The 23,569-nt window shown below is 60.7% G+C and carries 21 protein-coding genes; 7 read left to right on the top strand and 14 right to left on the bottom strand.

Features of this window, described 5'->3' with window-relative positions; genetic code table 11:
- Window positions 1–34 precede the first annotated feature (34 nt).
- The 14 genes from E0L37_RS03935 to E0L37_RS03870 all read right to left on the bottom strand — a co-directional run bounded on the left by E0L37_RS03935 (window position 35) and on the right by E0L37_RS03870 (window position 11,511).
- Window positions 35–1,039 (bottom strand): FecR domain-containing protein, encoded by a 1,005-nt coding sequence (locus E0L37_RS03935; protein WP_133490488.1) that lies wholly within the window; start codon window positions 1,037–1,039, stop codon window positions 35–37.
- Window positions 1,040–1,082: 43 nt separating this feature from the next.
- Complete coding sequence (locus E0L37_RS03930; RefSeq protein ID WP_159660187.1) at window positions 1,083–1,601, bottom strand: sigma-70 family RNA polymerase sigma factor; 519 nt, start codon at window positions 1,599–1,601, stop codon at window positions 1,083–1,085.
- A 127-nt stretch (window positions 1,602–1,728) separates the two neighbouring features.
- On the bottom strand, window positions 1,729–2,649 hold the full coding sequence (locus E0L37_RS03925; RefSeq protein ID WP_133490486.1) for a metal ABC transporter permease: 921 nt from the start codon (window positions 2,647–2,649) through the stop codon (window positions 1,729–1,731).
- On the bottom strand, window positions 2,646–3,506 hold the full coding sequence (locus E0L37_RS03920; RefSeq protein ID WP_133490485.1) for a metal ABC transporter permease: 861 nt from the start codon (window positions 3,504–3,506) through the stop codon (window positions 2,646–2,648). The genes E0L37_RS03925 and E0L37_RS03920 overlap by 4 nt, the downstream gene beginning before the upstream one ends.
- Window positions 3,503–4,402, bottom strand: coding sequence for a manganese/iron ABC transporter ATP-binding protein (locus tag E0L37_RS03915; RefSeq protein WP_133490484.1), 900 nt, complete (start codon window positions 4,400–4,402; stop codon window positions 3,503–3,505). Before E0L37_RS03915 ends, E0L37_RS03920 begins: the two co-directional genes overlap by 4 nt.
- Window positions 4,399–5,307, bottom strand: a complete 909-nt coding sequence (locus E0L37_RS03910; RefSeq protein WP_133490483.1) for a metal ABC transporter substrate-binding protein — start codon at window positions 5,305–5,307, stop codon at window positions 4,399–4,401. The genes E0L37_RS03915 and E0L37_RS03910 overlap by 4 nt, the downstream gene beginning before the upstream one ends.
- A gap of 111 nt (window positions 5,308–5,418) precedes the next feature.
- Complete coding sequence (locus E0L37_RS03905; protein WP_133490482.1) at window positions 5,419–6,243, bottom strand: heme ABC transporter ATP-binding protein; 825 nt, start codon at window positions 6,241–6,243, stop codon at window positions 5,419–5,421.
- A 10-nt stretch (window positions 6,244–6,253) separates the two neighbouring features.
- Complete coding sequence (locus E0L37_RS03900; RefSeq protein WP_133490481.1) at window positions 6,254–7,282, bottom strand: iron ABC transporter permease; 1,029 nt, start codon at window positions 7,280–7,282, stop codon at window positions 6,254–6,256.
- On the bottom strand, window positions 7,282–8,130 hold the full coding sequence (locus E0L37_RS03895; RefSeq protein WP_159660190.1) for a hemin ABC transporter substrate-binding protein: 849 nt from the start codon (window positions 8,128–8,130) through the stop codon (window positions 7,282–7,284). The genes E0L37_RS03900 and E0L37_RS03895 overlap by 1 nt, the downstream gene beginning before the upstream one ends.
- A gap of 125 nt (window positions 8,131–8,255) precedes the next feature.
- The gene (locus E0L37_RS03890; protein ID WP_133490479.1) at window positions 8,256–9,080 is read right to left on the bottom strand and encodes an energy transducer TonB; all 825 of its coding nucleotides are present in this window, start codon (window positions 9,078–9,080) and stop codon (window positions 8,256–8,258) included.
- Window positions 9,077–9,511 carry a TonB system transport protein ExbD gene (gene exbD, locus E0L37_RS03885; RefSeq protein WP_133490478.1) on the bottom strand — a complete coding sequence of 145 codons (435 nt, stop codon included), beginning with the start codon at window positions 9,509–9,511 and terminating at the stop codon, window positions 9,077–9,079. Before exbD ends, E0L37_RS03890 begins: the two co-directional genes overlap by 4 nt.
- Window positions 9,511–10,482 carry a tonB-system energizer ExbB gene (gene exbB, locus E0L37_RS03880; RefSeq protein WP_240687421.1) on the bottom strand — a complete coding sequence of 324 codons (972 nt, stop codon included), beginning with the start codon at window positions 10,480–10,482 and terminating at the stop codon, window positions 9,511–9,513. The genes exbD and exbB overlap by 1 nt, the downstream gene beginning before the upstream one ends.
- An 8-nt stretch (window positions 10,483–10,490) precedes the next feature.
- A complete protein-coding gene (locus E0L37_RS03875) occupies window positions 10,491–11,099 on the bottom strand; it encodes a biliverdin-producing heme oxygenase (protein ID WP_133490477.1) in 609 nt (202 codons plus the stop codon).
- Window positions 11,100–11,271: 172 nt separating this feature from the next.
- Complete coding sequence (locus E0L37_RS03870; RefSeq protein ID WP_133490476.1) at window positions 11,272–11,511, bottom strand: DUF2789 domain-containing protein; 240 nt, start codon at window positions 11,509–11,511, stop codon at window positions 11,272–11,274.
- A gap of 202 nt (window positions 11,512–11,713) precedes the next feature.
- Between E0L37_RS03870 and E0L37_RS03865 the strand changes: the two genes are divergently transcribed.
- From E0L37_RS03865 to E0L37_RS03835, 7 genes are all read left to right on the top strand, one after another.
- On the top strand, window positions 11,714–12,256 hold the full coding sequence (locus tag E0L37_RS03865) for a sigma-70 family RNA polymerase sigma factor (protein ID WP_133490475.1): 543 nt from the start codon (window positions 11,714–11,716) through the stop codon (window positions 12,254–12,256).
- On the top strand, window positions 12,246–13,274 hold the full coding sequence (locus E0L37_RS03860; protein ID WP_159660192.1) for a FecR family protein: 1,029 nt from the start codon (window positions 12,246–12,248) through the stop codon (window positions 13,272–13,274). Before E0L37_RS03865 ends, E0L37_RS03860 begins: the two co-directional genes overlap by 11 nt.
- Window positions 13,275–13,419: 145 nt before the next feature.
- A complete protein-coding gene (locus E0L37_RS03855) occupies window positions 13,420–16,149 on the top strand; it encodes a TonB-dependent receptor (RefSeq protein WP_133490473.1) in 2,730 nt (909 codons plus the stop codon).
- 33 nt (window positions 16,150–16,182) lie between these two features.
- Entirely contained in the window at window positions 16,183–18,780 is a 2,598-nt protein-coding gene (locus E0L37_RS03850) for a PKD domain-containing protein (protein WP_133490472.1), read from the top strand.
- A gap of 292 nt (window positions 18,781–19,072) precedes the next feature.
- Entirely contained in the window at window positions 19,073–19,597 is a 525-nt protein-coding gene (locus E0L37_RS03845) for a sigma-70 family RNA polymerase sigma factor (RefSeq protein ID WP_133490670.1), read from the top strand.
- Window positions 19,594–20,607 (top strand): FecR domain-containing protein, encoded by a 1,014-nt coding sequence (locus E0L37_RS03840; RefSeq protein ID WP_166642992.1) that lies wholly within the window; start codon window positions 19,594–19,596, stop codon window positions 20,605–20,607. Before E0L37_RS03845 ends, E0L37_RS03840 begins: the two co-directional genes overlap by 4 nt.
- 207 nt (window positions 20,608–20,814) lie before the next feature.
- Window positions 20,815–23,568 (top strand): TonB-dependent receptor, encoded by a 2,754-nt coding sequence (locus tag E0L37_RS03835; protein WP_133490470.1) that lies wholly within the window; start codon window positions 20,815–20,817, stop codon window positions 23,566–23,568.
- Window position 23,569: the final 1 nt, after the last annotated feature.

The following is a 23,569-nucleotide window of genomic DNA, read 5'->3' as shown; positions in this document are numbered from 1 at the left end:
AGACGCGTGAGTTGACGTTGGGAACGTAGAAAATTCAGGAGGACGGGCCGAGGACTACCCGCAAAAAAGGGGTGACATGAATAACCCGGCCATCATGGGGACGAACCAGCGCCGCCAGCGCGGCGTCCACATCGGTCAGATCGTAACTTCCGGTGACCCGGCGAGCGCCGAGGTCATCATCGGCGATAAGGATGTACCCCTTGTAATACCGCCTCAGAGTGTCCAGCAAATCGGCCACCGAGCGGTCCTGCACAAATAGCCTCCCCTCACGCCAGCCGGCGACACGGTCGATGGGAAGATGATGCAGGCGGGCTTCACCACCGTCCGGGTTTAAAACCAGTTGCTCGCCGGGAAGCACATGACGCTCAACCGCCCGCGACGAGATCACCACTTCGCCTTCCTGCACGGTGACAACGGCTTGACGTTCTCCCGCCAACACATCGAAAGCCGTACCGATATCGCGGATCTCCATACCCCGGACGGTAACGATAAAAGGGCGCGAGGCATCCGGCGCGATGTCAAAAAAAGCCTGACCACGCATCAACTCCACGCGGCGTTCCCGGCCATCGAAGTGCTCATTCAAAGCGCTGTCGGCACCGAGCTGAACACGGGTGCCATCCGGCAGGGTGAGGATATGGGACTGCGCCACCGCGGAAACATGATCCACCCACAACGGCCAACGCAGGCCCAGGCCCGGGAGAACGGCGATCATCAAACAGGCCGCCAGCGCCGTGCCCACCAGCCAGCGGACCGGAGGCCGCCGCCATCCGGTTTGCTTGGGTTCGGAAGCATCGGGCCAGGAGGCCCGGTCGACCGGCATCGTGCCCATCAGTTGCCAGGCCCGGCTGACCCGATCCCACGCTGCCTTGTGTTCACGGTTCCCCGCTACCCAGCGGCTTACTTCGCGGCGCAAACGCCGATCATCCGGCGCCGCCTCAAGCGCCAGCATCCAGTCCGTCGCCTGTTGCAACAGAAGGGAATCCGGCACGGACGACGGCTCGCGGTCCCGATCCGGGTCCTGATGGTGGAAAGTCGGCATGTTGGGTCCGGACTCGATGAACTTAAGCAGAACAGCCTCCCGTCTACTCCATTTCCGCCGCGATCCTGATCACGGCGTTACGCACCATCCGGTGCGCGGTGGGAACGGAAATACCCAGCCTGTCTGCGATTTCAGCGAAAGTATACCCACCCACCCTGTGCATTTCGACGGCAATACGTTCCTTTTCCGGAAGGTCATCCAGAATATCCGCGACTCTCTCCAGGTTTGCCCGCTGCTGTACAATTTGCTCCGGCCCCGGTATCTCCTGGGGTCTGAGCCACTCAACCATCCGTTCATTCTGATGGCGGGTTTCCATCGCCGACCGCCTCGCGAAATCAATCGCCAGATTACGGGCAATACGGTACAGGTAGCCGACCCCCGACGAAGCGGGAGACCCTTCGTTTCCTGGCACGAAACGGAAAAAAACATCCTGGACCAGATCTTCAGCCCGCGCGCGGCAACCGGTGATGCGGGCGACATAGTCCACCAGAGCGGTGCGATGGCTCAGATAGGTCTTCAACTTCCCGTCGGTGTAACCCACCGCTCTGTCAGCCGACTTCAAGCTCTCCCCCATACCACTCTTGGCGTGAATCAAACCGGTACCAAACAGTATAGATGATATCAATTCTCATTAACAAACAAGCAGCCGATCAATCCTGCCCCGCCGCCAGAATCTTCAATAGAAGCGCTCAGGAACCCTGTCGATTCTGAATCAACGGACAACACTCCGCCGCTTCCCGGCGGCGCGCCTCCCTGGTCCGTGCCCCGGTCCACTCCGACGATTGCCGGCGCCGGGTCCTGCGGCCGGCGTGCACGAAAGCGATCACGAACAGTGCCGACAGGATCAGCACAATGGTCGGCGCCGGCGCGCTGTCGATAAAAAAAGACAGGTAAACACCACTGAAAGCACCGAATACCGCCACCAGCACCGACAGCAGCAACATCGCGCTGAAAGTGCGTGTCAGCAGGAAAACGATGGCGCCGGGCGCGATCAGCAGCGCGATGGCGAGAATCACCCCCACCGCCTGCAGCGCCCCGACGATGGTCATCGAGATCAGCGCCAGCAGCCCGTAATGCAGCCAGCCGGTTTTCAATCCCACCGCCCGGGCCTGGGCCGGATCAAAGGCGTGCAGTAAAAGATCCTTCCATTTCAACCCGATCACACCGGTGGTGATCAGCGCGATCAGTGCCGCGGCAAGCAGGTCCGGGCCGGCGGCCCCCAGCAGGTCGCCGAACAGAATATGATCGAGATGGACTTCCGACTGGATCTTCACATACAGCACCAGACCCAGCCCGAACATGCCGGCGAACACCACGCCCATCACCGTGTCCTGTTTGACCCGGCTGTGATGGTCGAGAAAGCCGGTGGCCACGGCACACAACATGCCGGCGATGAAGGCGCCCACCGCGTAAGGAATACCGATCAGATAGGACACCACCACCCCGGGAAACACCGCATGGGACATGGCGTCGCCCATCAGTGACCAACCCTTGAGCACCAGAAAACAGGACAGCAGCGCCATGGGTATCGCCACCAGCATGGCGATGATCAAGGCGTTGATCATGAAATCGAACTGAAACGGCGCCAACAGCGTATCGATCAACGTCATATCGGCTCCGCGCAGGCCCGTGCCGCCCTTTTGCGCGCGGCCAGCAAACCGTGTTTCGGAGCCAACATAAACACCAGCAGAAAGATCAGCGTTTGCAGCACCACGATCACACCGCCGGTGGCGCCGTCGAGAAAATAGCTGATGTAGGCGCCGGTCAGGCTGGTGAGCGACCCAATTGCCACCGCGATCATCAACAATCGGGGAAAGCGATCGGTGAGCAAATAAGCCGTGGCGCCGGGCGTTACCACCATGCAGATCACCAGGAACGCGCCCACGGTCTGCAGCGCCGCCACCGTCGATGCCGACAGCAGGGTGAAGAACAGGATCTTGAGCCGGGCCGGGTTCAGGCCGATGGAGCGCGCGTGACTCTCGTCGAAGAAAGTCACCATCAGGTCCTTCCATTTGATCAACAGCACGGCCAGGGAGACCAGCCCGATCAGCGCCAGTTGCAGGGTATCCACTGGCGTGATGGCGAGAATGTTGCCCAGCACGATGGTCTGAATATTCACCGAAGTGGGCGACAGGGAAACCATGAACAGGCCCAACCCGAAGAACGCGGAAAAGATCAGGCCGATCACCGCATCCTCCCGCAGTTTGGTGCGTTGGTTGAGAAACAGCATGGCCGCCGCCGCCAAACCACCGGAAAAGAAAGCGCCTATAAAGATCGGCAACCCAAACAGATAGGCCCCGGCCACGCCAGGTACGATGGAATGCGACAGCGCGTCACCGATCAGTGACCAGCCTTTGAGCATCAGGAAACAGGACAGAAACGCGCAGACGCCGCCGACCAGAGCGGATACCCACATGGCGTTGACCATGTAGTGATAGCCGAACGGTTCCAGCAGCAAGGCACTCATACGTTATCGCCATTCCCTGTCGCACGGGCCGAGGCCCGGCCGTCCCTGAGAATCAGCGGCCGTTCATCGTCGCTGAAGACACCAATGGGAACCGGCACGCCGCTGCCCGCCTCATTGACAACGAAGTGCCGCAGCACACCTCCAAACGCCTGCTCCAGATTGTGCTGGGTAAACACTTCGCTGGTAGGGCCGTGGGCGAGAACAGTACGCTTGATCAAAACGGTGCGATCACAGAACTCCGGCACGCTGCCGAGATTATGCGTGGAGACCAACATCACCCGGCCTTCCTCGCGCAGTTCCCGCAGCAACGCCATGATTTGCTCCTCGGTTTTCACGTCGACACCGGTGAAGGGCTCGTCGAGCAAAATCACCTGGCCGTCCTGGGCCAGCGCGCGGGCGAGGAACACCCGTTTTTTCTGCCCCCCGGACAGCTCGCCGATCTGCCGTTGGCGGAAGTCGGCCATATTCACCCGCGCCAGCGCTGTCTCCACCGCCTGGTGGTCGGCGGCGCGGGCCCGGCGCAGCAGCCCCATATGTCCGTACCGCCCCATCATCACCACATCTTCCACCAGCACCGGAAAATTCCAGTCCACCTCTTCCGCCTGCGGCACATAGGCCACCAGATTGCGCCGCAGAGCCTGCCGGATCGGCATGCCGAGCACACGGATGTCGCCCCGGGCCAAACGCACGAAACCCATGATCGATTTGAACAGCGTGGACTTTCCCGAACCATTGACGCCGACCAGCGCCGCGATGGTGCCACGCGGGATACGGAAACTGGCATCACGCAGCGCGGTATGGCCATTGCGGTAAGTGACGGTGGCATGCTGTACGGCAATCCCCTCGCCATGCTGGTGGGCAATGCATTCGGCAAGGCTGGCGGCAACGGCGTTCATTGAGTCAGCCCTTTGGCGATGGTGGCGGCGGTGACCCGCAGCAGATCCAGATAAGAGGGCACCGGACCGTCCGGGCCGCTGAGGGAGTCCACATAGAGCACGCCGCCATAGGCCGCGCCGGTTTCCCGCGCCACCTGACGAGCCGGCGAGGCGGATACGGTGCTTTCGGAAAACACCACCGGGATATTTTCCGTCCTGACCGTATCAATCACCTTGCGGACCTGCTGGGGCGTGCCCTGCTGGTCCGCGTTGATCGGCCACAGATACAGCTCCTTCAGGCCAAAGTCACGGGCCAGATAAGAGAACGCGCCCTCGCTGGTAACCAGCCAGCGCCGGGCCTCCGGCACCGCCGCCAGTTGCTCCCGAATCGGTTCGACCAGCGCCCGGATACGGGCTTTGTATTGCTCGGCGTTGCGCCGGTAGACGTCCGCATGATCCGGGTCGTAACGCACCAGCGCATCACGGATGTTATCCACGTAAATCAGTGCCGAGTCAGGGGACATCCAGGCATGGGGATTGGGTTTACCGCTGTAGGGGCCCTCACCGATACCCAGCCGCGTGATCCCGTCCGACACCACCACGCCGGGCACATCCCGCAAATGGCGGAAGAAACGTTCGAACCACGACTCCAGATTCAAACCGTTCCAGAGAATCAGATGTGCCCCCTGGGCACGTTTGATATCACCAGGCGTGGGCTGATAGTTGTGAATCTCCGCTCCCGGTTTGACGATGGACTCCACCGTGGCGGCCTCTCCTGCCACATTGCGGGCGATGTCGGCGATCACAGTGAAGGTGGTGACCACCTTGAACCTGTCCCCGGCCAGCGCTGGCGTCACCAACGACAGCATGATCAGCGCCGCGCCGGCCACGTGAACCAAGACCGGTGGAATCGCCTTCCCAAGCATCACTCACTCCTCCAATGCCCCAAACCGGGGCCGCCCGGATCGTCCCCCTATAATGAACGCAATCGAGATTCATTTGCAAACAGGAATGCATAGCAATTAAGGAAAAGCCGCTCACCGCGTTCCCGGCGACCGTCCCGGCGGCCGTGGAGCGCGCCGCAGCGCACCATGAATGTGCAGGGAGGTACCGGTATCCAGGTCAACGCGGCAACTGTCCAGTCCATAAACCTCGGCCAACCGCCGCGGCGAAAGCACCTTGTCCGGCGTGCCGTCCGCCACCAGGACGCCATCCTGCAACATCAGTACCCGGGACGCGAAAGCGCCCGCCAGGGCCAGGTCATGACAAACCAGAACCACCAGGCAGTCGCCGCCGGCGGCCAGCGCGGAGAGCTTCTCCACGGTCAGATATTGTTGGGCCGGGTCCAGCGCCGAGGTGCTCTCATCCAACAACAACAATCGCGGCCCCTCGGCATCCCAGATCTGGGCCAGAACTCGCGCCAGTTGCACCCGCTGCTGTTCGCCACCGGACAGTGACGGGTAGGCACGCGCTCGCAAGGGGGCCACTTCCAGCCACTCCAACAACTCGCCCACCAGCGGATCGTGGAGGTTGCCGGCCCGGCGACCGGGCAATCCCAAAGCCACCACTTCATCAGCGCGAATTGGAAACGCCACCGAAGACTGCTGCGACATCACCGCGCGGAATCGCGCCAGTTCCCCGGCGGACCAGTTTTCCAACGACCGGCCTCGCAACCACACTGTATCGCGGGCCACTGGCGCGACACCGGACAACGCGCGCAGCAATGTTGATTTGCCAGCGCCATTGGGCCCGAGCAAGGCCACGCACTCACCGGCCCGCGCGCTGAAATTGACTTCACGCAACAGCGCCCGCCCCGCCGCATGCACGGATAAATTATGGATCCGCAACAAGGGTTCGTTCATTGCCCTCCCCTCACAACGGCCTCTGCCGCAACAACAAAAACAGGAAGAACGGGCCGCCGAGCAACGCCATCACCAGGCCGATGGGAAGTTCCGCCGGCACCACCAGGAGGCGCGCCAGCACATCGGCGAACACCATCAGCAATGCGCCCATGGCGGCGGAGCCGGGAATCAGCCAGCGGTGGTCCACGCCCAACAGCAAGCGCACCAGATGCGGCGCCATCAGGCCGACAAAACTGATCTGTCCGGCGGCGGCCACCGCCGCGCCCACCGACACGGCGCTCAACAGGATCGCCCCCCGCTTCACCCAGGGCACCGAAAAACCCAGATGAACGGCGGCCTCCTCCCCCAGAATCAGTGCGTTCAACGGCCGTGCCAGCAGCGGCAGCAGCACGATACCCGACAGTAGCCAGGGCGCCGCCAGTGCCACGTCCTGCCAGCGGCTGTGCGCCAGGGAACCCATGCTCCAGAACGTCAGGGTACGCAGTTGGTGATCGTCCGCCATGAACGTGAGCAGACCGGTCAGCGCCATGGCAATGGCACCTATGGCGATGCCCGCCAGCAACAGCATCGACACCTGGGTGACGCCGCCACGGCTGGCCACTCTCCAGATCAGCATGGTAGTGACCAGCGCCCCCAGAAAGGCGGCGACCGGAATCGACTGAGTCGGCAGGCGGATCTCCCAGGCGGCCGCCAAGTTGGCGCCGAGCACGATCACCGCTACCGCGCCAAGGGCGGCTCCGGCGGAGATGCCGATCAAACCGGGATCCGCCAGCGGATTACGAAACAGGCCCTGAAGCACCGCGCCGGTGGACGCCAACGCGCCCCCGACCAACGCGCCCATGACAATACGCGGTAGACGCAAATCGCGTATCACCAGATAGCCCGGCTCCGAGGAGGAGGACCACAGCCCTTGCCACAGTTGCGCCACGGACACCGTCATCGGCCCGCTCAACATCGCCAGCACCATACCGATCAACAGCAGCAGTGCCAGGCCGGTCAACGTCGGCGCCACCGGCCAGCGCCGGGGGTCCGGGCTCATCACTGCCCGTCGCCCTGGCCCTGCGCCACATCCAACACCTGGTTCAACGCTTCCGGCATGCGCGGACCGAAACCCAGCAGCAACATGGCGTCGGCCACCAGAATACGGCCGGATCGCGCCGCCCGGGTTTGCTCCAGCAGCGGCCAGTCCTGCCGGTGGAAACTGCCCGGCACGGTTTCGGCGACGATGATCAGCTCCGGATCCAGAGCGACCAGTGCCTCCGCGCTGACCGGTTTAAAACCCGTGCCGTCGGCGGCATTGGGCAGGCCGAGGTCATCCAGCAGCGCTTGCGCCTGGGTTTCCGCCCCGGCGATCTGGGTGCCACGCCGGCCGGCGGACAGGAGAAACAGGGTACGCGGCGGCGCCGCCAGCGGCAGCCTCTGATCCACCTGATCAAAACGCTGTTGCAGCGACTGCTTCAGAGACCTGGCCCGGTCGGTGTGCCCCAACACGTCACCGATCCGTTCAATGCGGGCGAACAGCCCCGCCCGGCTCCATCGCGAATCGATCGGTTCCACCCGGGCCAGCCCTTGCAACTGAGAGACCGCCTGCGGCGGACCTGCCTCGCCGGCCAGCAGAATCACATCCGGCCGCAAGCTCATGATGCCTTCCACCGGCAAGGCGCGAACGTAACCGACTTTTGGCAGGGCGGCGGCCTCGGCGGGGTAGTTGCTGGTGGTGTCCACCCCCACCAGCCGGTCCCCGGCCTCCAGCGCATAGACGATTTCGGTGATTTCCCCACCCGCCGCCACCACTCTCTGCGCCGCCGCCGTATCCTGCCGCGGTTCTCCGGCATGGGCCCAGCACGTCGCACACAGCGCCAGCCCCAAGAAAACGTTTCTCATCATGTCTTCACCTATCCGTTGATCGGCATCCCTGAAGTAAGACGAACCAGGGGGCGCGGCCCCAACAGCCCGCCCCAATGAATGATAACAATTCTCAATATTAAAAACCGAGAGACCAATACCCGCCATCAGCGATCCATGAAGAACTCCACCGGCACCGTCAGTGTGAGCTTGTCCCCTTGCACCTCCGCTGGTGGTGTCGGCAAAGGCTCGGCACGATGCACCAGAGCAAGAGTCTCCTTATCCAGAGAATCCACGCCACTGGAGCGGGCCAGCGACACGCTCAGCACCTTGCCCTCCCGGTTCATGATGAACGACACCCAGGGCACGCCCTGCTGCTGGCGCATTCGCGCTTGCCTTGGATACCGTTTGCGCCGATCCAGATGAGCCTGCAGCAGGCTCTGCCAGCGCTGGCGAGCGTTGATTTCGCTCTGGCTCGGCGCGCCAATGGACGGCGCCCCCGCCACCTCACCAGGTTGCGCGTCAGGCACCGCCACCGGGGCCGAGGTTTGCGGCGCGGCCTGCTCGGATGACTGCTGCGAGACCTTTCGCTCCGGCTGAGTCTGTTTCTTTTCCGGTTTCGGTTCCGGTTTCTCCTTCGGCGGTTCGGGTTTCTCCCGCAACGCCACTTCCGCTTTGACCTTCGGCACCGGTGGCGGCGGCTCGGGTTCGGGCTCCGGTTCCGGCTCCACCACCGGTTCCGGTTCCGAGGGTGCCGCCTCCACCTGCTTCGGACCTGGCGGCAACGCCTCCGGCGACTCTGGAGCCGCGATCAAGGTCACTTCCACCACCTGAGGTGCCGCTGCCGGCAGTACCGGCACCTCCTGACGGGGATGCCACAGCCACAGCCACACCGCCAGCCCATGCGCCAGCGCCGCCACCAGCATCGCCCCCCCCCACGCCGGCCATTGCCGCGTGGAGGCGTTCGCAACGGGTCCCGCCAACAACGTCATGGGGTAGAATCCGCGGGTTTGTCCGCGCCGATCAGGGCGATTTTCAGGTATCCGGCTTCACTGAGCCGGTTCATCACCCTCATCAATTCACCATAGGGCACGCTCTTGTCGGCGCGCAGCAGAATGCGCTGCTCCTGATCCGGCAAGGCATCGCGCAAGGCCGGAACCAGCGTATCCAGCGTCACCACCTGATCCTGCCCCAGCGTCAGGGTCAGATCGGATTGCACACTGAGGTATAGCGGCTTCGGCTCCTCCGGGCGCGGCTCGGCCACCGCCGCCGGCAAATCCACCGGCACGCTGACCGTGGCGAGCGGCGCCGCCACCATGAAGATGATCAATAGCACCAGCATCACATCGATGAACGGCGTGACGTTGATATCGTGGTTGTCCGGCAGCTCGGAAGCGTCATCGCCCTGTAGTTTGAACGCCATCAGCCGCCGCTCCGCTGCAGCGTCACCACACCCGGCGCGGCCTCCTTGTCCACCGACGCCAGGGCACGGGCCCGAGGATGATGGCGGTCCAGGTCCCGGCTGATCAACGTCATCAGGGCGGTGGCGATATCCCCCAGCAAAGCACGGTAACGGCTAATCGAGCGGGCGAAATGGTTGTAGATGATCACCGCCGGTATCGCCGCCACCAGCCCGATGCCGGTGGCCAGCAAAGCTTCGGCGATACCCGGCGCCACCACCGCCAGATTGGTGGTCTGGGTGCGGGCGATACCGATGAAGCTGTTCATGATGCCCCATACCGTGCCGAACAAACCGACAAACGGAGCCACCGCGCCAATGGTCGCCAGAACACCGGTGCCCTTGTTCATGTGAGAACCAGCCGCTACCTGGACCCGGTCCAGACGCGCCGCCACCCGTTCCTTGAGTCCTTCGTCGGTGACCGGCCCACCGGAGGACAACACCAATTCGTGTTCGGCGGCACGCACCAGCGTCGCGCCATCGCCTTTACGGATAACCGCATGGCGGGCACCGTCGGCGAAATCCGGCGCCTCGACCAAGGCGGCCAGCACACGACCGGCGCGACGGCGCGCGCTAAACAACTGCGCCAGCTTGAAAACCCAGACCGTCCAGGTCAGCAGGGACGCCACCAGCAAGCTGATCATCACCGCCTTAACGATCGGATCGGCGGCCTGATACATTCCCCACGGCGACAGATCATGGGGTAACACCGGCCCTTCACCAACTTGCGCCGCGGGCTCCTCCACCCGCGCCTCATCATCCATGCCCTCTCCGCCCGGACTCTCTCCGTCGGTGGTTTCCGTGAGTGCCGCTTCCATGATCCCGGTTTCAGCCCCGCTTTCCGGCCGCGGCTGCTCCTGCGCATGGACCCGTCCACCCGCCAACAGCGCGGAGAGGAAAAGGGCAGCGATGACAATGTCCCTGGTGTGCATCATCGCCCCCTTCACTGCGCGTCCACCTCGGCGGTGGCCAGCAGTGCTTCCACGCCCTGACGGGCAAAAGCAAAGGCATCGAGCGCGCCTTGCAGTGCCCGTTGCCGCTCATCGTGGGAAAGCATCAGCGCATCCAGGCCTTCCTTGAACCGCCGCCAGTGCAGGCCGCGCCCATCACCATGGCCGGCCAGGTGACGGGCACCGAAGGTTTCGGACAGCCCCAGCTCGCTTTTCGCATGTTTAAGCAGGAAAGCCGCCCCCAGATTGGAACCCTCCACGGTGTAAAGCCAGCCAAGCGCGGCGTAGTCGTCGCCGGCACCGACGCCTTGGGCGGCCCGCTGGTCTTCTTCCACCGCTTCCGGCGGGACACCCAGATCCTCACAATCGGCCAACGCCGCCGTCAGCCGGTCACGGCCAGCGAGACCGGGCAACCACTGCTCCAGCTGTTCTGATTGATAGAGTGGCGAGGCGACTCTCTGCAGCCGGGTCTGAGTGCGCACGAACAGCGCATAGCGCTCGCGATCCGCGAACGGCGCCAGCGTCATGATGCGCTTGTCGAGCCGCTCATGTTCCTGGCTGGTGCCATCTTTAAGGAAGGTGGATAAGGGGGCATTGGACATGCTCGTTCGTCCTGTCTGATGGATCGGATGGCGGTTCCCGGCGGCGCGCGGCACCCCGGCTGAACCGTCCTGTACTATCAAGACGAACGAGATTGGAATTTATCTTACTTTTATTTTCATCGGACCATTTCCACCGTGCCGCATCGGGCCGATGGCCACTCGTGCCGGCCGGTCAAGCGTCCTCCTCATGCAGAGATTCGTTCAACTGGTCCACCACCACCGCCCACTCAGCGTCATTGTTGAGCAGTTCCCGCAGCAATTGCCTCTGGGGATCGCTCCAGAACGGCGCCTCCAGAATATTCATCTCCGCCGGCAGGAAGTGTCCGGCGATAAACCGTTCGATCCCTTCCGGGCTGGCGTCGAGCCCCAGCTGCAGGAACAAGTTGGTCATTCGAGCTTGTACCGTATCCATCGTTCTCCTCCGGTTTCGTCAATGCCATCAAATGTCCCGAATCCCGGCGACGGCGTCACCGGGCCGACCCGCCGCACCAGAGTGTCCGAGCCTCGGGTCAGGCCAGGGAACGCGCCAATTGACAACAATTCTCATTAACAATAAAGTCTTTTCCCCATTAATTCCATGAAGCGCGTTTTTGAGGGGGCTCGGGATATCGTCCATGCACGGCGACAACGACAAACTCAAGGTCTACCTGGAGCATCGCGCGGCCTTGATCAACTACGCTACGCCACTCACCGGCAGCCGGGCCACCGCGGAGGAAGTGGTGCAGGATGCCTGGCTGCGATTCGCCAGTTCCACCGCACCCCGGCAGCCGGCGCAATATCTCTATCGTATCGTCCGCAATCTGGCCACCGATCTGACCCGCAGACTGATGCTGGAAAACCGCTATCGCCACTCTGATGACGAAGAGCCATTGCACGCCTGGATGGCGCCGGGCGCCCTGCCCGAGCCGGAACGCAGCCTGCTCAACACGCAACAACTCGATGAAGTGCGCAAGGCCCTGGAAGCACTCCCCGAGACCACCCGAAAGGCATTGGAGATGCATCGTCTGGGCGAAGCGCGATTACACGATATTGCCAAAACACTGAATGTCTCCACCTCCACGGCGCAACGACTGGTGCACCAGGGGCTGGTCCGGATCGCGCTTCATCTCGACCGGGCCAACCAATCCGCCGCCGATGATGACCGCGATGATGATTAAAACCCGTGCCTCATTCGTCATGTACAATGCGAGCAGCCATCAGGAAGGGTTGATGACATTGGAGCCACCGCATACAGACCGGGAGCAGCACATCAGCGAGGCAATGGACTGGCTGTTGCGGTTGCAGGACGATCCCGCCAACACCGATCTGCACCGACAGCATCAGGCCTGGCTGGACGCCGGCCCCGGCCACGTCGAGGCCTGGCGCCACGCACGGCAAACCTGGCGGCTGCTGCGAGCGGCCCCTGAAGGGAGGGAGCAACCGGTTCCCGCCCCCAGCCCCACTCCAAACCGGCAGCGCCTGTTGCGCGCGGTTGGCGCGGTGGCCGTTGCCGCCTGTCTGCTCTTGGCCGTCGGTCCCACCGCGTTGCTGCATTGGCAAGCGGATCACATCACCGGCACCGCGGTGAACCAAACCCTTACCCTCGCCGACGGCAGTACCATCCATCTCGGCGCGGACAGCGCCCTGAGCACCGACTTCGACACCGGCACCCGTACCGTGACACTGCTGCGTGGCGAAGCTTTCTTCGATGTCACCCCCGACCCCGGGCGCCCCTTTGTTGTTCATGCAAGGGATCTTGACGTCACCGTGCTGGGTACCCGTTTCAACGTCGCCATCGGCGGTCTGTCGGATACCGTCAGCGTGGCCAGCGGCAAGGTGAGGGTGGAGCAGACCGGTTCATCCTCGCCGCGCTTGCTCGGCCAACTACAGCCTGGCGAACAGATTTCCCTGTTCCATGACGGCACCCTGGAGCGATCGACTCTGGCCACCGAGGATGTGGCCGGTTGGCGCGGCAACCGGTTGTTCGTAAACGGTGCCACCGTCGCCGATGTGGTCGCCACGTTGCAACGTTATCACCGAGGCCATATTTTCCTGGCCGACAAGACCCTCGCCACGAAACGCGTCACCGGCGTTTATGATCTTTCCACCCCTGATCAGGCTTTGGACAATCTGATCGCCACTCATCAAGGTCATTTGCTGTCCTTGTCACCGCTGTTACGGATCATCTCCGATTAGCGTCCATTCTCCCCGGCCACGGCCGGGGCCTTTTTAAAACGTTTTTTTAAAAAAAACCTCAATAGTTGGGAAAATTCGTCGGGCTCTCCGTCTTTGAACTTTAAGAGAATCGATCTCATTCTCGGTTTCAAGACAGGAGCCTCACATGATGCAGCTGCTGACACGCTGCCTGCTGCTTGCTGGTATCGGTACTGTTCTGCCAATGCCAACCCTGGCGCAATCGGTGCCCGTTTCCGGCATCGAAGCCAACGACCGGACCCTGCATCCGTTCAACATTCCGGCGCAGCCCCTCGCTTCCGCCATCAATGCTTTTTCACGCCAGTCCGGCTGGCAGATTTCCGTGGCTTCCGAACTTGCCAGCCAGCGTCAATCGCGCCAGGTGATTGGCACTCTTTCTCCAGAGCAGGCTCTCACCCGCCTGCTGGAAGGCACCGAGCTGATTTGGCGCGGCACTGGCCACAACGCCGCGGTGATCTACTCCGTGCCCGCCGGCGATGCGCTGGTACTGGAGCCGATCCAGGTCCAGGGCCGATCCAGCGCCAAAGACCAGGCGTACCGGGCGGCCGGATCCGTGAATGTCATCGAACGTAAGGAGATCGAACGGTTTCGAGGCACCTCGGTGGGCGATATTTTTCAAGGCACCGCTGGTGTCCTGGTGGGTGAAAACCGTAATTCTGGCGGCCTCGATCTGAACATCAGGGGCATGCAGGGACAAGGACGGGTGCCGGTACTGGTCGACGGAGCCCGCCAGGAGACCACGGTTTACCGCGGTTACTCGGGCGTTTCCAGCCGCAGTTACATCGACCCGGATCTGATCAGTTCGGTGCGCATCGAAAAAGGTCCGGTAATGACCGCGGAAGGCACCGGCGCCACTGGCGGCGTGGTCAGTATGAGCACGCTGAAACCCAGTGACATCATCAAGCCCGGCAAGGACTGGGGTATCCGTCTGAGAGGCAGTGCTCTCGGCAATAACTCCGGCAGCCGTGCAACCGTTGGCGGCAGCTCCGGTTACAACGTGAACGGCTTATCCGGAGAGGACAGCACAACCTATCGGGTTGACTGCGTGACCGCGGAACTGTGCCAAGGTCCTTACGATCTCAGCCGGGTGTACGGTCCAACCGATACCATGAATCGCCCGGGGCTGCTTGACATGAAAGGCTGGTCCGGGAGTCTGGCACTGGCCAAGAGCTTCGAGAAGCTGGATCTGGTGGCCGCCTATGCGCAGCGCCGGCAAGGCAACTACTATGCCGGCAAAAACGGTCCAACCCCGAAGCTCGATCTTAGCGAACGCTATGATCGCGGCTTCTGGACCGAAGTTCGCCCCGCCCTCAGTGGCGCCACGCGGTTCCGCGCCGGTGAGCGTATCGCCAATACCCATTACGAAAGCCGCTCATTGCTATTGAAAAGCCTCCTCTATCTACCCGCGGATCAGTCCCTGGAGATATCCTGGCTGCGTTACAAAAGCGTATACGGCGAGATGATGCCATCCCAGCTTCTTTGGCTCGGTGAAATCCGCGAGACTGAAGGCAGCCGGGCCGAAGCCAATACCTACACCAGCCGCTATCGCTGGCAGCCCATCAACACCGATTTAATCGATTTTAAAGCCAATCTCTGGCATACCGATACAGACCAGCAAAACGCTAACTATTCCAACGAACTGGATTTCGGCAGCGACGAAAAAGAGAATTATCGGCGTTGGGGAAGCGACATCAGTAACACTTCCCGGCTTGTTGCCGCCAACATGAAATTCGACTATGGCCTTGCCTGGCAGGATGAAAAACTCACCACCCGATCGGTGAACGCCGATGTCAGCGCAATCCCCGGTGACACCAGCGGCCGCGACGGACAGCGTCAGGAAATCAGCGCTTTCACCAATATGCAGTGGAAACCGGTGGCCAGCGTAACTATCGACGCAGGAATCCGATATACCCGTTTCGACTCCAAGGACAACAAAGCCACCAGCGTTCAAGAAGGCAGTTCCTTCTGCGAGGATGGTGACGGTGATGGCGAATGCGATTTGCTCCATTACAAGAACAAGCATTCTGGCAGCGCGCCCCTTTACAGTATTACCTGGGAGCCTTTACGCGGCCTGCGATTCTATGGCCGCTATGCGGAGGCTTTGCGCATGCCAAGCCTGTTCGAGGGCACGTCCGGCTTTTCCACCGCTCCAGCTCTGGATGTCAATCTGAAACCGGAAAGAGCACATAATAAAGAGGTCGGGGTAGCTTTTCTCAAGGATGGTCTGATCCAGCCTGATGACCGTTTCCGCGTCAAGCTGTCCTATTTTCGCAACCGTATTGACGATTATCTCACCCGTACCAGCCCCAATGTATGGGAAGAAGGCTCCGGGCAGCGATTTTTCACCACTCGTAATATTGAAAGCGCGGAGTTCTTCGGTACGGAACTCAGCCTCGAATACGATGCCGGCTTCTGGTATCTACAAGCCAGCGGCACTCGCTATCATCATATCGAGATGTGCCATTACGGCAGCTACCGGCGCGACCGCTGCACCGACTACGGCATCGCCAACTCTTATCTGAACAACATGATTCCTCCCAACTGGCATGCCTCGTCAACGCTTGGCATGCGTTTATTCAAACGCAAACTGGATACGGGTTTGCGTGCCACGTTCATGGGCGAACGCAACCGTACCCCGGAATTCGACGACCAAACGAAACAAGGTTTTAACGGGCCGGTTCAGTGGCACCGCTACACCCTGCTGGATCTGTATCTCAGTTATGCGCTGAGCGACGACCTGACCGTGGACTTCAACATCGACAATCTTACCGACCAGTACTACCTGGATGCCCTGAGCCTTGGACTGGTACCCGCGCCAGGGCGCAGTGCACGTCTGAGCCTGACCTGGAATTTCTAAATAACGGTCCATTCACGCCAATGGAGAGTATATATGAACGCGTTAAAAAGGGCGGCCATCCCCCTTTGTATCTCAGCATTGATAACCGCCTGCGGAGGCGGTGGAGGCGGTGGCTCCGGCACACCGGCATTGCTTGCCACGGTAACCGCGTCCCAAACCGAATTCGATATTGGCAATGATGAATCCATCACCCTCACCGGTGCCAGCAACGCTGTAGAAGGCACGACCGTTCAGTATTCCTGGACGGTAACAAGTGCCCCCGGCAACAGCACGGCACAGCCCGAAAATGCGGATTCATCCACTGCTCTCTTTCTGCCTGACCTGCCGGGAGACTACAAGGTCTGCCTGGTGGTCCAGGACAGCAACCGTACCAGCGGCCAGGAATGCGCGAACCTCACCGCGACAAATTCAATCCCGATCGCGGTACCCGTTGCGCCAAGCATCATTCTCGTTGGACAGCAGTATCAATTGGATGGCGGCGCCAGTCTGGCGCCAACCGGGACGAGCAGCGCCTGGCTGAAGTACCACTGGGTATTGGAAAGCCAACCGGAAAGCAGCTCCGCCACTCTCGACGACGGCACCTATGTCATGCCCCGTTTCACAGCTGACGTGGAGGGCACTTATACTTTTTCCTTGCAAGTCAGCTATGACGACAAAACCAGCGAACCGACCGTCCTGGAGCTGACCGCGTCCAAAGCCAACGGGCTCCCCGTGGCGGACGCTGGAGACACTCTGGAGGGACGGACACTTGGAGAACGGGTGCACCTGGATGGTAGTGGCAGCTATGATCCGGATGGAAACGCTCTTCAGTACCGCTGGGGCTTTGGTGTCAGCCCAAGCATTACCACTGGCCTGTTGCCGCCGGGATCCCAAGCCACGCTGACAAACGCCGACACCGCTACCCCGTCATTCGTGCCTGATATGGTTGGCTCTTATTCGCTATGGTTGCAGGTCTATGACGGCACCTCCGTCAGTACCGATACGGTACGAGTCGTCGTCGATCAATTGCCCGCCGGCCACGTCAATACCAAGCCGGTGGCAGCGCTGACTCCTAACTGGGGAAAAACCTTTGAAATAGAGCTCGGTTCCAATATCAGCCCCACCTCGACCTATTCCTATGACCAGGAAAACCCGCCCTACGCAGTACATAACATCGGCAAGAAATGGCGTCTGGTAAGTTACCCAAACGGCTTTGACCCGGAGAAGGATATGGTGATCGGGCAATATGGCACCCCCGAAGCCCCTTCCATGAGTATCACCCTCAGTGTTGCGGGGGATTATGAGATTGAGCTTCAGGTCTTCGACGGTGAGCTATGGAGCGACCCGGTAATCCAGACCTACACCGCCCTCACGGGTGCAAACCGTCCCCCTATCGCCAAGGTTGAACTAACCGGTGTGGGCACGGCTATCGGCATCGGCCAGACGGTCAATCTCGACGGAGAAGGCAGCACCGACCCCGACGACAATCGGCTAACCTACCACTGGGAATTGATCAGCCGACCGGACGGCAGTGAAGCCAGCTTGTCTAAAACCGATACCGCTTTTCCCAGTTTTGTAGCCGACAAGGCAGGCCCTTATCACGTGGAACTGGTGGTTACCGACAGTCACGGTTTCTCCAGCACACCAACCCGGTTCATGGTGTTCGCCAAGGCCACGAACAATGCACCAGTTGCACGCCCGGCAATAGTGGACAATCAATTTAGCGCATCACAACCCCTGGTGGTTTACCCGGTCACCCCACCTTCCCTGGACACTGACAATACGGCGTTCATGCCTTTCCATAATTCGGTGGAACTGGTCGCTGATGCCTATGATCCCGATGGTGATCAACTGACCTATCTGTGGTCGCTGCTCAATCCTGGCGAAGAACATCAATTCGCTTCATCCACAACAGGGAATGGCTTACCCGACCGCTATATGGCCGGCCTGTGCGGAAATGGCTATGTCTATGACGCTCAGGGCCCCTACGACACCATGGAAAAACTCTATGAGGCAGTAATAGGCTTACGTAACTGGACCTGTAGTAACCTCAATCTGGCCCCCGCCAATGCAGCAACTTACAGATTACAACTACTGGTCAGTGACGGTATTGACACCACTGGTCCCTTCAACTTCACCATACCCGCGGTGAATCGCGAAGATTACCCCACCATGCTGCTGGAGCGGACCTCATCCCATCGCTCCAGCCTGCAACAACCATTGGAATCCGCCCCTGACTATGCAAAACAGCAAGTATTCCCATACCGGTTCAAAAAGGGTTCCGCATTCCCGTTCTTTGAGTCCTTTCTCGAGCCGGAACAACGCTATATTCTTGATACCTACCAGCTCACGGCATTCGATCAGGATTACACCATCAGCGATCTACAGGCACTCTCCACGGGAATCAGCGCGGAGCAGGAATACAAGATTGCCTTCGAGGGTCTCCGCGACGGCCAGGTAATAAACAAAGGGACCACGGTGACCTTCTCGCTGGTGCTTGAAACCCCCGCCACACTCTATGGCTGGAACGGGGAAGGCGCACGCCCCAATCTCGGCGAAGGGCTGCTCTGGTCATTCGGGATAACCGAACGGCCAGAATGGACTTTCAACTATATCCCCTACATTTTCCCTGCTCATACCCGTTTACCGTGAACCCGGCGGTGCCCAGCCCGACTGTTTATCAGCCGGGCTGGGCACCGGTAGACACCCGGCTGACATGACCATGCCACCGGCGTGCCCCTTTTGATCAGGTAACGGTGCGGATTAAAAGCAGTAGGACTCGGCGGTCCGAGCCGAGCGTCTTGGTTCGGTCGGCCCCCGCACCGCCGCTACGCTCTACGCCTTCCACGGTTGTTCTCAATTTCGCGTTGTAATGAGAATCACTTTCATTTAATGTGAGCCCTCTTGCTTCGTACTGGCTTGGGAAAACCGGGGGCACTTGACCGTGGATGGCGATACGTCTGAACAAGCGGGATTTTCCAAACTCTATCAAGAGCATCATGCCTGGCTGGTCCGCTGGTTGCTGAAACGCACCCGCGGCGCCGACAATGCCCAGGATCTGGCGCACGATACGTTCATGCGCTTGTTGGACCGCCCGATGCTTCCGAATGGCATCCGCAACGCCCGCGCCTGGCTGGCGAAAACCGCCGGCAACCTGGCCGTTGATCAGGCCCGGCGCCAAATACTGGAACGAAACTATCTGGCCTTGCTGACCGCCCTGCCCGAGCAGGAGCAGCCGTCCCCCGAAGATCAGTGGGAATTGCTGCAACTATTGGAACGTATCGACACGCTGCTGGACGGTCTGCGGCCGATCGAGAAAAAAACCTTCCTGATGTCACGTCTGGACGGGCTTCCCTATCGGAAGATCGCCGAGCAGCTCGGCATCAGTTTGTCGTCGGTGGAGAAATACATGGCCAAGGCCATGCTCAAATGCTACATCGCCGCCTATGGGGAGCGGCCGGCTTTATGACACACCATCGCCCCAACCCATCAGGCGCTGGAGCAAACGCGCCCTCGCTAACTGAATCGGTGATCAAAACCGCCATCGCCTGGCGTATTCGTCTGGAGTCTGGTCTGGCACGACCGTCGGATGAGCAAGCCTGCCGCCATTGGCGCGATGCCGATCCCGCCCATGAATTGGCCTGGCAGCGTCTTGGTAAACTGGACAGTGTCTTTCACGATGCCGCTGGCAAGGCGCCGGCCTTGGCGCGCACTACCTTACACCGGACCGATGAGGAAAGGCGCCGGCTGAGCCGCCGGCAGGCTCTCTGTGTGATCACCGGTTCCGCGCTGGGTCTGTCCAGCCTTGGCTGGCTGGCCACCGACCAGGGAGTCCTGCAACATCTCGACGCCGACTACGCCACCCGGACAGGAGAACGCCATCAATACATTCTTCAGGATCGAAGTCGTGTCTGGCTGAATACCGACAGCGCCATCAAAGTCCGCTTCAATGACGGCGAGCGCCATGTACACCTGTCGCGCGGCGAAATCCATCTGCATACCGACACCGATGCCAGACCACTGCAAGTGCATTTCCCACAGGGCTCCCTCACCACTCTGGGCACCCGCTTCCTGGTGCGCCGGGAGCAGGACCATACTCTTCTGCAAGTGATTGAAGGCGACGTCATGGTGAGGCCGCGTCTGACCGGTGCGCCAGCACAGGTTAAAAGCGGCCAGGTTTTCCGCGTCAGTGATACCGGCCTGACCGCGGTGGATGGTCGGCGCTTCGATTACAGCGCCTGGGTGGAGGGTATTTTTTCCGTCCGCAATATGCCGTTGGCGGAACTGCTGGCGGAGCTGTCGCGGTACCGCACCGGCATCCTGCGTTGTGACCCCAGCCTGCAAACCTTTCTCGCTTCCGGTGTCTACCAACTCAACGACACCGGGCTCGCCCTGGAAGCCATGGCCCGTTCCGCCAACGCGGAAGTCCGCTACTTCACTCGCTGGTGGGCCGAAATCGTGCCAGTACAGAACGCCTGACGACAGGCACTGGCAGGCTGTTCACCGCCGAAAAAGCCCCCCCCTCGGGTTACATTTCCGAAAACCAGATCATGCCCCTGACTGGCTCATGCCGCGGGACTATCGATGACGCGGCCTCCAGTTCAAAAAATTCTCATTTTCGTTTACGGGTTTTCCGATTTCGTTCGGCTCAGACAATACATGGCCGGAGAAAAGGAAACCGTTTCGATGCCGCAACCTTTCAAGTCCTTTCTGATTCTGCTCACCACCTTGTTTTGGCTGGGGCAGCCCATGCCGGCGACGGCACAGGCTTCCGGAGCAGTGGCGTTCAGCCTGCCCGCCGGTAATCTCGGGGACGTTCTTGATCTTTACTCGCGCCAGGCTGGCGTCACTGTGTCCTACGAAGACCGTCTGGTACAGGGCATCAACGTGTCCGCGCTGGCCGGTAACTACCGTCCAGCCGAAGCCCTTTCGATCCTGTTGCGCGACAGCCCGTTGGAAGCGGTGCCGGTCGGCGATGGCGCCTGGGTGATCCAGTCCATCCCGGAGACCACCGCCGATGCGTTCACACTGCAACCTATCCAGGTGCAGGGGCATTCCACCGCGGCCGATCAGGTATACCGCACCGCCGGCTCGGTCAACGTTATCGAACAAAAGGAGATCGAGCGATTTCGAGGCACCTCGGTGGGCGATATTTTCCAGGGCACTCCCGGCGTACTGGTGGGCGAGAATCGCAACAGCGGCGGCCTGGATATCAATATTCGCGGCATGCAGGGCCAGGGGCGGGTTCCGGTGGTGGTCGACGGAGCCCGTCAGGAAACCACGGTTTACCGAGGCTACGCCGGCGTTTCCTCGCGCACCTATCTGGACCCGGACCTGATCTCCGAGATCGAGGTGCAAAAAGGGCCAGTAATGAGCGCCGACGGCACCGGCGCCACTGGTGGCGTGGTCAGCATGCGCACCATCGGCGCCAATGACATCATCAAACCCGGCAAGGACTGGGGCATCCGGTTACGCGGCAGTGTCATGGGCAACAGCAGTTCGCCACCACCTTCCGGCACCGCGGCCGGTCTTAATGGCACCGGTCGCACTTACCGGACAGACTGCGCCCATCCCGCGCTTTGCGAGGGCGAACACGCATTGCCGGACAGCTTTGGCGCGACATCTGGCATGAATCGCCCATCATTGATGGATATGCGCAGTTGGGCGGGCAGTTTGGCGGTAGCAAAGCGTTTCGAGAGGTTCGACCTTATCGCCGCCTATGCACAAAGGAATCAAGGCAATTACTACACCGGCTCTCACGGTCCCACCCCGGAGGTGGAGTTTAACTACCGGCCATTACCCTTCTATACCGAAGTCACGGCGATACGCGACGGCGTCGCCCGTTTTCGCGGCGAGGAACGGGTGGTCAACAGCAATAACCGCAGCAACACCCTGCTGCTGAAAAGTAATCTTTACCTCAGTGAAGATCAGACCTGGGAACTGGGGTACCAGCGCTACGACAGCGAATACGGCGAACTGATGCCTTCTCAACTGATCTGGCTCGATCAGATCAAGCAGACCGACAACAGCACCGTCACCGCGCATACCTATACCAGCCGCTACAACCTGAATCCCATTGACAAAAACTGGCTAAATCTGGATTTCAACCTGTGGCACACCCATACCCGCACGGTAAACCGCAGTTATTCCGAGGACATCTATGAAGGCTTTTCAGACACACCCAGGCCAGAGCGTTACGACCGTTGGGGGGGTGATCTGAGCAACGAGATGCTGCTCAACCGCTGGGGGCGGCATACCTTCAGCTACGGTTTTACCGCGCAAAGAGAAGAAATCGACACCGATATTCCTGCCAGTGACGGCGACACCTCGATCAGCAACGCGGGGTTCGGCCGCATCGGCGACCGCACTGAACTGAGCGCTTTTCTTAACTGGCAATGGCAACCACATCCTACCGTGACCCTGGACGCGGGCATCCGCTATCTGCGCGCGGAAACCGACGATCACAAACTGGTGGTGCCACAAGGCCGGGAAGAGAATCTCTACGACGATGACGGCAACGTCATCGATACCGTTTATGTCGAAAGCGTTTTCTGCGTGGACAACAACGGCGACGGCGCCTGCGACCCGATCCGTTACCGCACCCGCAACAGCGGTAGCGCTCCGGTGGTCAGTGTGAGCTGGGAGCCCTGGATGAACGGTGTACAGTTCTACGCCCGGTATGCCGAGGGCCTGCGTATGCCCAGCCTGTTCGAGGCTACCCAGGGCTGGTCGGTACAACCGGCGCTTGATGTCCCGTTAAAGCCTGAACGTGCCGTCAACAGAGAGATTGGCTTGAACATTCTGCAGCGCGACCTGTTCCTGAATGATGATCGCCTGGCGCTGAAGTTATCGCGTTTTCGCAACGTTACCCACGATTACCTGACGAGGACGTCTCAGAACGTATGGGAAGAAGGCAACCAGATCTTCGTTATGCGGAATATCGACAGCGTGACACTGCACGGTACCGAACTGGCTCTGGAGTATGACGCCGGTTTTGCTTATACCAAACTCGGCGGTACCAAGTACGACCATATAGAGGTTTGTCACTACGGTAGCTACCGGCGCGAACGTTGCAGTGACTACGGTGTGGCCAATTCCTATTTCAATAACATGATCCCGCCAAAGTGGCATGCCAGCGCCACCCTGGGCGCGCGCCTTTTCAAACGGCGTCTGGACATCGGCTCCCGCGTCACCTTCATGGGTCAGCGCACCCCGACTCCGCCGTTCAATGACGACACTTCCCGTGGCTTCAACCGGCCGGTGCCCTGGCATGACTACCGGCTGGTGGACGTATACGCCAGTTGGCAATACGACGAATCCCTGACCATCGATTTCAACATCGATAATCTGACCGACCAGTACTACCTGGATGCCCTGAGTCTTGGTCTGGTGCCGGCACCAGGCCGCACCGCGCGTCTGAGTCTGACAATGAAATTCTGAT

Source organism: Alcanivorax sp. 24 (assembly GCF_004360225.1).
In the GTDB taxonomy this organism is placed as follows: domain Bacteria; phylum Pseudomonadota; class Gammaproteobacteria; order Pseudomonadales; family Alcanivoracaceae; genus Alloalcanivorax; species Alloalcanivorax xiamenensis.
The sequence above is the reverse complement of the archived record's forward strand: the minus strand, read 5'-3'. Positions and strand labels throughout refer to the sequence as shown.